Source organism: Dactylosporangium sp. NPDC005572, from assembly GCF_040605515.1.
Lineage (GTDB): Bacteria > Actinomycetota > Actinomycetes > Mycobacteriales > Micromonosporaceae > Dactylosporangium.
The window spans coordinates 35,233-45,586 of record NZ_JBEXCY010000084.1 but is presented as its reverse complement, the minus strand read 5'-3'; the positions used below and the strand labels follow the sequence as shown (position 1 = coordinate 45,586).

At 69.9% G+C, this 10,354-nt stretch carries 9 protein-coding genes and 1 pseudogene; 2 read left to right on the top strand and 8 right to left on the bottom strand.

Features of this window, described 5'->3' with window-relative positions:
* Positions 1-71: 71 nt before the first annotated feature.
* Positions 72-1,139 (top strand): cupin domain-containing protein, encoded by a 1,068-nt coding sequence (locus tag ABZS66_RS32620; protein WP_354764429.1) that lies wholly within the window; start codon positions 72-74, stop codon positions 1,137-1,139.
* A 24-nt stretch (positions 1,140-1,163) separates the two neighbouring features.
* A complete protein-coding gene (locus ABZS66_RS32615; RefSeq protein ID WP_354764427.1) occupies positions 1,164-2,045 on the top strand; it encodes an AAA family ATPase in 882 nt (293 codons plus the stop codon).
* Between the two features lie 61 nt (positions 2,046-2,106).
* On the opposite strand, the gene ABZS66_RS32610 is transcribed toward ABZS66_RS32615, so the two are convergent.
* The 8 genes and pseudogenes from ABZS66_RS32610 to ABZS66_RS32575 all read right to left on the bottom strand — a co-directional run.
* Positions 2,107-3,369, bottom strand: a complete 1,263-nt coding sequence (locus ABZS66_RS32610; RefSeq protein ID WP_354764425.1) for an MFS transporter — start codon at positions 3,367-3,369, stop codon at positions 2,107-2,109.
* A 21-nt stretch (positions 3,370-3,390) separates the two neighbouring features.
* The gene (locus ABZS66_RS32605; protein WP_354764423.1) at positions 3,391-4,560 is read right to left on the bottom strand and encodes an ABC transporter ATP-binding protein; all 1,170 of its coding nucleotides are present in this window, start codon (positions 4,558-4,560) and stop codon (positions 3,391-3,393) included.
* Between the two features lie 16 nt (positions 4,561-4,576).
* Positions 4,577-6,310, bottom strand: coding sequence for an iron ABC transporter permease (locus ABZS66_RS32600; protein WP_354764421.1), 1,734 nt, complete (start codon positions 6,308-6,310; stop codon positions 4,577-4,579).
* A 117-nt stretch (positions 6,311-6,427) separates the two neighbouring features.
* Positions 6,428-7,558: an extracellular solute-binding protein gene (locus ABZS66_RS32595; RefSeq protein WP_354764419.1), complete on the bottom strand. Its 1,131-nt coding sequence runs from the start codon at positions 7,556-7,558 to the stop codon at positions 6,428-6,430.
* The gene (locus ABZS66_RS32590) at positions 7,555-8,682 is read right to left on the bottom strand and encodes an extracellular solute-binding protein (protein WP_354764417.1); all 1,128 of its coding nucleotides are present in this window, start codon (positions 8,680-8,682) and stop codon (positions 7,555-7,557) included. Before ABZS66_RS32590 ends, ABZS66_RS32595 begins: the two co-directional genes overlap by 4 nt.
* Positions 8,683-8,765: 83 nt before the next feature.
* On the bottom strand, positions 8,766-9,398 hold the full coding sequence (locus ABZS66_RS32585; protein ID WP_354764415.1) for a cupin domain-containing protein: 633 nt from the start codon (positions 9,396-9,398) through the stop codon (positions 8,766-8,768).
* An 85-nt stretch (positions 9,399-9,483) separates the two neighbouring features.
* A complete protein-coding gene (locus ABZS66_RS32580; protein WP_354764435.1) occupies positions 9,484-9,849 on the bottom strand; it encodes an NAD-binding protein in 366 nt (121 codons plus the stop codon).
* A pseudogene (locus ABZS66_RS32575) lies at positions 9,847-10,326 on the bottom strand (NAD(P)-binding domain-containing protein); the annotation flags it as partial. The gene ABZS66_RS32580 and the pseudogene ABZS66_RS32575, both read right to left, overlap by 3 nt.
* Positions 10,327-10,354: the final 28 nt, after the last annotated feature.

The following is a 10,354-nucleotide window of genomic DNA, read 5'->3' as shown; positions in this document are numbered from 1 at the left end:
GGGCCCGCGGCGCCGCGGCCGGCGGCCGCGGCGGCCCGGCCCGAACTCGACGATCCCACTGGAGGTCGACGGTGACGACACGGACCACCACCGGCGTGAGCCACTACCACGTCCAGAAGAGCCGCCGGGCGAAGTTCATCGAGGACTGGCGGCTGAACCACCGTGACGTCGTGACGGCGCAGGACGTCGTCCTGGCGCCGAGCGGGCGCGGCAGCCGGGTCGGCGTCTACGTCGGCGCCGACGGGGACCGGCCCACCCGGACCATGGACGCCCTGGTCCACGAGTTCGATCCGGGCACGGTGACCACGCTGCACCGGCACTCATGGGACGCGATGGTGTTCGTCGTCGCGGGCTGGGGCTGGACCGAGATCGACGGCGAACGGGTGTCGTGGGGGCCCGGCGACTCGCTGCACCTGCCGGCCTGGTCGTGGCACCGCTCCGGCAACGACGCCGGCGAGACGGCCCGGTACCTGACGTTCTCCAGCGAGCCGATGCTCCACACGATGGGCATGGCCGTCCTGGAGGACGCCGGCCACACGCCGGCGACCGAACTGCCCGCACGACCGGCGTTCACCGAGCACCAGGACGGTGACGACCCGTACGCGCGGAGGATCCGCCGCCTCGGCCGCGAACAGCGCAGCCGCCGCACCGGGCGGGTGCACACCAGCTGGGACGACCTCGAACTGGTCAACACCCCGCGGGGCACCCGCACGACGTTCCTGCTCGACCGGGCCATCGGGTACCAGGCCTCCGGGATCACGATGGCGATGTTCGAGATCGGGCCGGGCCGGGGGCAGTCGATGCACCGCCATCCGGGCGAGGCGTGGCTGTACGTCGTCGAGGGCGAGGGGCACACGTACCTCGGCACCGAGCCGGAGGGCGGCAGCACGCACCGGTGGAAGAAGGGCGACCTCATCGTCGTCGACCACTTTCTGTGGCACCAGCACTTCAACGACCACCCCGAGCGGACCACGAAGGTGGTCCGCATCCACATGTTCGACAGCCTGCTGGAGACGATGCGGGCGCTGTGCGACCCGCTGGTGCTCTTCGAGGAGCCGCCGACCGCGATCCGCGATCGGCAGGCCGGCGACCCGACCATGATCGAATGGCCGGAACTCACCCGCCCCACCTGGCCCTGACCGCGGACCGGACGGGCGACGACGGTGGAGGGGCGCCTGCCACCCGGGGTCAGCGGCATCCACGTGCTGCCCGCCGACCACCACGACGGGTCCTGGGACTCGATCATCGTGCCGCCGGGGACGAAGGAGCGGCTGCTCGGCACGGCCGTGCTCGTGCTGCGGCACGGCCGGGCCCTGCGGTCGCTGTCCGGCCCGCCGCACGGCCTGGTGGTGCTCTCCGGACCTCCGGGCACCGGCAAGACGACGCTGTGCCAAGGGCTGGCGCAGGCCGCCGCCACAGCGGTCGCGGACCGGGGCGCGACCACGTTCGTCGAGGTCGACCCGCACGCGTTCCCCAGTGAGCTGCTCGGCGAGTCACAGCGCAACGTGCGCCGGTTCTTCGCCGAGACGCTGCCGGAGCTCGCCGCCCGGCGCCCGCACACCATCGTCCTCATCGACGAGGTGGAGTCCCTCGCGGTCCGCCGCGGCACGGCGTCGTTCGAGACCAATCCGGTGGACGTGCACCGGGCGACCGACGCCGTGCTCGCCGGGCTCGACGCGGTACGGGCCGCCTGCCCGCACCTGCTGCTGCTCACGACGACGAACTTCACGGCCGCCGTGGACGAGGCCGTGCTCTCCCGCGCTGACCTGCTGCTGGAGCTCGCGCTGCCGGACCCCGGCGTCCTGGCCCGCATCGTCGGTTCGTCATTGGCCGAGCTTGCCGTGCTCTGGCCGGCCCTGCGGCCGCTCGCCGAGGACGGTCCGCTGCACGCCGAGCTGGCCGGGCGCTGCCCGGGGCTGGACGGGCGGCGGATGCGCAAGACGATCCTCACCGCCGTGGCCCGGGATCCCGGCCTGGCAGAAGATCCCGGGCGCCTCACCGCACGGGACCTGATCGCCGCCGTCGAGGGCGTCGCGACCGGATAGGCCGGGGCGGACACGGGTACCGCGCGCAGCCCGGACCGGGAACGATCCGGGCTGCGCGGCATCAGCCGGCGGGTGCGTCGGTGGCCGGGGCGGGTTCGACGGCCGGCTCGACGATGCCGGTGTACGAGCGGACGACGTTCTCCCGCGCCCAGAACGAGGCCGCGACGAGGATCGGGCCGAACGCGCCCACGGTCAGCGCCACCACCGGCCCAACCGCACCGGCGAACGCGCCGACCACGACGTCGCCGAGCGCGGGCCCACCGCGGGACGACATCTGGTAGAACGCGGTGACCCGGCCGCGCAGTTCGTCGGGCGTGTCGATCTGGACGGCGGCGTGGCGGATCGTGGTGGCCATCGCGTCGAACGCGCCGAGCAGGCCGGCGGCGACGAGCGCGACGGCGAGGACCGGCGCGTGGGCCAGGAAGAGTGCCGCGCAGCCGTACAACGCCGTGGACACCAGCAGCACCCGGCCCTGCCGGCGGCTGCGCTGGACGGTGCGGAACACCGAGTACGTGGCCAGCAGCGCCCCCGCCGACGGCGCGCTGGACAGCAGGCCGTAGCCGGTGGAGCCGACGTGCAGGACGTCGACCGCGAGCGCGGGCAGCAGGACGCGGTAGGCGCTGAAGAGCGTTGCCGACAGGTCCAGGCCCATGAGGCTGTAGATGAGCGGGCGGTGCGCCACGTACCGGGCTCCGTCCACAATGGACCCCAGCACCGAGCGCCGCTCCCCCGCCGGTCGGGTCGCCGCCGGGGTCCGCAGGACGGCCAGCACAGCGACGAGCAGGCCGTAGGTGACGGCGTCGACCGCGTACATGAGGCCCGGACCACCGGCGGTGATGAGCAGCCCGGCCATGAGCGGCCCGACGAGGATGGCCAGTTCCCGCGACGGGTTGAGCAGCGCGATGGCCTGGCCGATCTCCGCCTTCGGCACCATGGCCGGGATCAGCGCCTGGCGGGCCGGCTGGTCGAAGGTCGCGGCGGCGGTGGTGAGCACGACCGACAGCACCACGTGCCACGCCTGTGCCTGCCCGGCAAGGGTGAGCCAGGCCAGCGCCGCGGCGACGAGCAACGCGACGAACTGGGCCGCCTGCAGCAGCCGCCGGCGGTCGAGCCGGTCTGCGAGGGCACCGCCGAACGGGCTGAGCACGAGCAGGGCCACCGCCTGGGCGGCGCCGACCAGCCCGGTGTAGGCGATGGAGCCGGTGAGGTCGTAGACCTGGTAGAAGTTCGCGGCGACGGTACCGCGGGTACCGATCTGCGACAGGATGACCCCGGCCCAGTAGAGGTTGAAGTCGCGGTGGCGCAGGACCGGGGGCAGGCTCATCGGCCCGCCCCCGGGCCCGGCTCAGTCAACCGGCACCAGAGCCAGCTTGGCGGGGTCCAGCCGCACGTAGACCTCGGTGTCGGCGGCGATCGACACCGACGGGTTGCCACGGGCCCGGATCTCGTGCCGGCCGACGGTGACCACGTGGTCGACGGCCTCGCCGAGGAAGGCCCGGGTCAGGACCTTGCCGGTCCACTCGTTGGGCACCTCGCCCGCCCGGGAGGTGAGGCCGACCTCGACCGCCTCCGGCCGGATGGACACCACCACCTCGCCGCCGACGGGGATGTCGGAGGACGCGTCGAGGACGAGCGGGCCGTCGTCGGTGCGGATGGAGTACGAGCTCCCGTCCTTCGCCTCGACGACACCGGAGATGAAGTTCGACGTGCCGATGAACTCCGCGACGAATCTCGAGTTCGGGTTCTCGTAGATCTCCCGCGGGCGGCCCAGCTGTACCACGTTGCCCCCACGCATGACCGCGATCGACGTGCTCAGCACGAGCGCCTCGGTCTGGTCGTGCGTGACGTACACGGAGGTGATGCCCAGCTCGCGCTGGAGCCGCTTCAGCTCGTACCGCAGCGACTCGCGCAGCTTGGCGTCCAGGTTCGACAGCGGCTCGTCGAGCAGCAGCAGGGGCGGCTCGATGACGAGCGCCCGGGCGAGGGCGAGCCGCTGCTGCTGGCCGCCGGAGAGCTTGGTCGCCTGCCGTCCGGCGAGGTCGGCCAGTTCCATCGTGGCGAGCACCTGCATGACCTTCTGGTTGATCTCCTTCTTGCCGGGGCGGGTGGCGCGCCGGCGAACCTGCAGTGGGAACGCGACGTTGTCGAAGACGGTCATGTGCGGCCAGATCGCATACGACTGGAAGACCATGCCGAGCCCGCGCTCGTTCGCCGGCACGTTGACGGGCCTGCCCGGCCCTTTGCCCGGCTCCTTGCCCGGCCCCCGGCCGGCGAAGAGCACCCGGCCGCCGACCTCGATGGTGCCGGAGTCCGGCCGTTCCAGCCCGGCGATCGAGCGCAGGGTCGTGGTCTTGCCACAGCCGGACGGCCCCAGCAGGGTGAAGAGCTCACCGTCGGCGACGTCGAAGGTGACGTCGTTGACGGCGTAGACCCGGTCCGGCTCGGCTCTGGCGGTCCGCGACCGCCGGCGCTGCTCGCCGTCGTAGCTCTTCACCAGGTTGTTGATGCGCAACATATTGGCCTCCGTACGCTCAGTCCTGTTTGAGCCCGACCTTGGCGCCGAGCTTGTACGCGACGGTGACGAGGACGACGAGCGTGAGCACCATGACGACGCCGAGCGCCGACAAGACGGTGAACTGACCGTTCTCGTACTGTTCGAAGATGAGGATGGACAGGACCTCGTTGCCGGGGCTGTAGAGCAGGATCGAGCTCGACAGCTCGCGGAACGAGACCACCAGGATGTAGATCCAGCCGGCGAGCAGGCCGGGCGACAGCAACGGCAGCAGCACCCGCCGGAACGACTGCCACCAACTGGCCCCGCTGACGTGTGCCGACTCCTCGAGCTCCGCGGAGATCTGGTGCATCGAGGTGACCGCGTAGCGCATGCCGTACGGCATGTACCGGGTGCAGTAGGCGATCAGGAGGATGAAGATCGTGCCGTAGATGGGGATCGGGCTGCGCAGGTACACGAACGACAGCGCGAGCCCCAGGACCAGGCCGGGGATGACCAGCGGCACGAACGCGAACTGGTCGATGAGCTGCCGGCCGGGAATGCGGGAGCGCACGACGACCCAGGCCGCGACCGCCATGCCGGCCATCACGATCGTGGCCGACGCGATGCCGAGGAACAGCGAGTTCTTCAACGCCGTCATCGCCTGCGACAGGTGCATCAGCTCCTGGTAGTTGTCCAGGGTCATCGACCTGAAGGCCTCCAGCGACGGCGGCTGGTAGAACTTCAGCAGCGAGGTGTACAGCAGGACGCACAGCGGTGCGACGACGGTGAAGAAGAAGTACAGCAGGATCCCGGCGCCGACGATCGGGCGCCACCTGCCGAGCTCCATCGGCCGGGGCCGGAAGCCCTTGCCGGTCACCGTCTGGAACGACTTGCCGGACCGGCCGGCGATGTTGGATACGGCCACGCCGATCATCGCGAGCACCAGCAGGCCCAGCGCGAGCGCGCCGGCGGCGGCGAGGTCCGGCGGGTAGGTCCGCAGGACGAAGTAGATCCGGCTGGTGAACACGTACGTGCCGTCCTGCAGGCCGAGCAGCGCCGGGACCTCGAAGCTCTCCAGGCCGCGGACGGCCATGATCAGCACTGCGGCGACGATCGCGGGGCGGATGAGCGGGATCGTGACCAGCCGGAACACCTGCAGGCGGGTCGCCCCGCACATGAACGCCGACTCCTCCAGCGACGGGTCCATCGAGCGGAACGCGGCGACCATGAGCAGGAAGACGATCGGCGACAGGTGCAGGCCCTCGACCCAGATCATGCCCCAGATCGAGAACACGTTGAAGAAGCCCTCGCCGACGATCGGTTCGACGGCCTTGTTGAGCAGGCCGATGTCGGGGCTGGCCAGGAAGATCCAGGCGATCGTGTAGAGGATGCCGGGAATGACCAGCGGAATGATCGACGCGGCGAAGAACAGCGCCTTGAACGGCACGTCGGTGCGCACGTTGAGGTAGGCCAGGACGGTGCCGACGCTGAGGGACAGCACCGCGGAGCCGCCGGCGAACCACACCGAGTTGCCGATCAGGCTGCCGATCTGGCTGTCGTTGTAGGCCCGGGCGAAGCCGCCGAGGGTGAACCCGTGGTCGTCGAAGAAGGTGCCCCAGATGAGGTAGTAGAGAGGAACCAGGGCGAGATAGCCGATGACGCCCGCGACAGCCACGATGATGACGAGCTTCGGGCTCGGCCACCATCGGCGTCTCGGTCCGGCCGCGACCGGTTCGGTGACCGGTACCACGGGCGGCGCAACGGTGGTCATGTTTGCACCTTTCGCCGGCAGCCGCCCCCTTGGAACGGGGCGGGAACGGGGCGCCGCCGCACGACGGCGCCCCGCGGTCGGGGTGTCAGGGTGGCTCAGGGGTGTCTCCTGAGGGTGTTACTTGCTTTCGACCTTCTCGCCGCCGGCCACGACAGCGTTGTACTTCTTGCTCCACTCGTCACCGTGCTCGATCAGCGTCTTCACGTCGATCGGGATGATCTGCACGCCCTTGAGCGGGTCGTTGTCGGGGGCGATGGCCGGGGTGAGGCCGTTCTCGATGAGGACCTTCTGGCCCTCCTCCAGCAACCAGTCGGCGAAGAGCATGGCCGCCGCGGGGTGCTTGGCGTTCTTCATCAGGCCGAAGCCGTTGGGCCGGGCGATGACCGGCTGGACGAACGGCAGATAGTCGACGGGCGCGCCCTTGGCTTTGGCGCGTTCGACGATGTACGAGTAGTTCGAGGCGACGACGGAGAACTGGCCGGCCGAGAGCAACTCGCCCTGCACCGTGTGCCCCTTGGCGATCTTGGCACCTTTGGCCATGCCGGTGAAGATCTTGTCGATCTCCTGGTCGGACTTGCCCTGCTGCTTCCAGTAGCCGTAGAGGGTCAGGTACCAGTCGTAGTCGCCCACCTCCAGGGAGAGCTTGCCGTCCCACTTGGGGTCGGCGAGTTCCTCCCAGGTCTTCGGCTGCTGCCCGGCGGGCACGAGCTTGGTGTTCCAGCTCGGCGCGAAGAGGTTGAACCGGGTGGCGGTCCAGCCGTCGAACCGGCCGGCCTCCGGGACCGCGTCGCGTTGCTTGCCGGTGTAGGTGGCGAGCAGCTTCTCGGTGTTGAGTGCGAAGAGCTCGTTGGCGTTGGTCTCGACCACGTCATTGCCCTGGAAGCTGGCGCCGTGCTCCTGCAGGATGCGCTGCAGGACGGTCTCCGACCCGGCGCGGTAGACGTTGACGTCCACCTTGAACTCGTCGGTGAACGCCGCCTCCACGGCGTCGGCCACATCGCTGGTCATGGACGTGTAGAGGTCGAGCGTGCCTTCTTTCTCAGCGAGCTGGACCAGCTTGTCGCGCCGTTCCTTGCCGGACAGCGCCCCGATCTCGGCGTAGAGCTTCTCCGCGGCGGTCGGGCCGCTGTCGGCCTGCTTGTTGCTGGCCGTCGGCGACCCGCCGCAGCCGGCCACGGAGATGATCACCACGACGGCCGCGGCGAGCGCCCGGGCCAGGGGACGCCGCGGGAAGGGCCGCGCGTTCATTTGACCTCCTGCCCGGAGCGGAGAATGTCGGCGTAGAGGTTGTCCCACTTCTTCGGGTCGTTGAGCAGTTCCTGCTCGGGCACGGTGATCACCTTGAGCCCGGCAAGGGGGTCCTTCGCCTGCGGGATCGAGCCGATGCGGTACGACTCGCCGAGGATCGCCTGGCCCTTGGTGAGCTGGAAGTCGGAGAACAGCACCGCGGCGGCGGGGTTCTTCGCCGTCTTCATCAGCCCCATCCCGTTGGGCCGCAGGACGACCGGCTGCAGGGGAGCGCCGGAGGCCGGGTGCCAGCTCACCGGGGCGCCCTTGGCGGACGCTTTGTCGATGGTGTGGCTGTAGGAGGAGACGGTGATCGCGAACTGGCCCGCCGAGAGCAGCTCACCCTGGGTGGTGTGCCCCTTGGCGACCTTCGAGTTGGCGGCGACGCGGGTGAAGAGGTCACGGACCTCGGCGTCGGACTTGCCCTGATCCAGGTAGTACTTGTAGAGGGCGGAGAACCAGTCGACGTCGCCGACCTCCATCGACACCCGGCCCTTCCACTTCGGGTCGGCCAGGTCCTCGAACGACTTCGGCTCCTCGCCGGGCTTCACCTTGTCGGTGTTCCAGCCGATGACGAAGACGTTGAACCGGTGGGCGGTCCAGCCCTCCGCCAGGCCCTCTTTTCGGACCTTGTCGCGCAGCTCGCTCTTGTACGGGTAGAGCACCTGCTCCGCGTTGAGGACGTTGAGCTCGCCGGCGTTGGTGTCGATGAAGTCGACGCCGAGGTAGTTCGCCTTCTGCTCCTGCAGAATCCGCTGCAGCACCGATTCGGAGTTGCCGCGGTACACACTCACTTCGATCTTGTAGGTTTTCTGGAACTGCTCGACGAGCTTGTCGATGTCGGTGTTCGAGGTGTAGACCGACAGCTTGCCCTCCTTCTCGGCCAGCTCGACGAGCGTCTTCTGACGTTCGTCGCCGGTGAGACCGCTGAGGCGGTCGTACACCTGCTGGGCCTTCGCCGCGGCGTCCGTGGCGGCGCCGTCTTGAGCACCGCCGGTGGCGGTGGGCGACGATCCGCATGCGGTGACAAGGAGGAGGGCGGCGGCCGCGACGGCCGCCTGTCGGAGGAGTCTTCGAGGTCGCACGGTTGCTCCCGCGGGGGGTGTGAGGTGGGCGGGGCGTCGCCGGGTCCGGCGACGTGACAAAGGCGTCCCCGTGCGGGGCGGGTTCAGATGTTGTCGGGGTCCTGGGGGTCCTGGACCGGCTCGACGATCGAGGCGTGCTCGTGGGAGTGGGCGCCGTGCACGGCGCCCTGCTCGATCGCCGCCCGCAACAGTTCAGCGCCCTGCTCGGGGGAAAGCTGGACGCCGTGGCGTTCGATGTTGTGCAGCCGCATCGTGCGCAGCAGCCCGGTGTCCTGGATCGCGAGGTATCGGGAGGTGTCGTCCTGGTCGAGGTTGAAGTGCTGGTGCCAGGCCCAGCGCGGGGGTGCGAAGAGGGTGCCCTCGGACCATTCGACGACCTCCACCGGGTCGTCGTCGTAGTTGATCAGCGAGAAACCGTGGCCCTTCACGATGTAGAGATAGGCCTCGGTGGTGTGGCGGTGCCGCACGGAGGCACTGCCCGGTTTGAGCTCCGCCAGGTGGGCGTTGAGGATCTCGTAGTCGGCCAGGTCGAACCAGTGGCCACGGTTGTTGCGCCACGGCCGCTCGGGCAACTCCATTTTCCGCAGGTCATGGGGTACCACAAGGCCCTTGATCGGCGGATGCTTGCGGTTGAACTCGTCGCGGGCCGCGATCTCCGAGGCGTCTCGGTTGCGCTTCTCATTGGCGATCACGCCGGGTAGGTAGTCGTCACGCACAGTTCCTCCTGGTTTCACCGATGATCAAGCGCGATGGTCACTGGTCTAAGGGACTAACCTTTGTACCCTCGGTTTTACCGGAAGGTTACAGCGAGGGCAAGGGATGCAGCGGCCCTCCTGATAACAAGCGGTGCACGTCTTCCACGCTGATACCGCGCATGACGGCCCGCGCCGTCTCCGCCACCGGAAGGGCCAGTTCGACCTGCTCCGCGAGCACGGCCGCATTCGCGAGGTCCTTCGCGTGCCAGGTCAGGCGCATGTGCTGGAGCTCGCGCAGGGTCCGCGAGTCGACCGGGCCGTCCATGAGCGCCCGCCGCAGCGCGGGCACCGCCACCCCGGCTCGGCGGGCCAGCTCCAGCGCCTCGGTGATCGCGCAGATCTGCGCCCAGTGCACGAGGTTGTTCGCGGTCTTGCCGATCTGGCCGGCCCCGAGCGGCCCGAGATGGTGCACCGCGTCCGTCCACGGCCGCAGCAGGGGCCGGATGCGTTCGAGTGTGGCGGCGTCGCCACCGACGAGGAGGTTCACCTGGCCGGCCTCCGCGCCACGCACGCCGCCGGTGAGCGCCGCGTCGAGCACCTCGACGCCTGCCGGTGCCTGCGCCGCGACCGCCGCGCAGGTCTCCGGCCGCACCGACGAGCACAGCAGCAGGACAGCTCCCGCGGCCATACCGGCCAGGACGCCGTCACCGGCCAGACACGCCGCGTGGACGTCGTCGTCGGTCGGCACGAAGACCGCGACCACCTGCGCCCGCCGGGCTGCCGCCGCGCCCGAGCCGGCGGCGACCGCGCCGAGCGCGACGGCGGTCTGCACGGCCCTCGCGTCAAGGTCGTACACCGCTACTTCGATCCCGGCGGCCCGCAGATGGCGGACGACGGGCAGCCCCATCGCCCCGAGCCCGATGATCGCAACACTTCCGTCCTGCATTGCTCTCCCTTCTCGACGTGGAGATCAATCA

Coding starts and splice junctions, on each gene's coding strand:
- ABZS66_RS32595 (WP_354764419.1), bottom strand. CDS start 7,558: ATGAACGCGCGGCCCTTCCCGCGGCGTCCCCTGGCCCGGGCGCTCGCC.
- ABZS66_RS32600 (WP_354764421.1), bottom strand. CDS start 6,310: ATGACCACCGTTGCGCCGCCCGTGGTACCGGTCACCGAACCGGTCGCG.
- ABZS66_RS32605 (WP_354764423.1), bottom strand. CDS start 4,560: ATGTTGCGCATCAACAACCTGGTGAAGAGCTACGACGGCGAGCAGCGC.
- ABZS66_RS32610 (WP_354764425.1), bottom strand. CDS start 3,369: ATGAGCCTGCCCCCGGTCCTGCGCCACCGCGACTTCAACCTCTACTGG.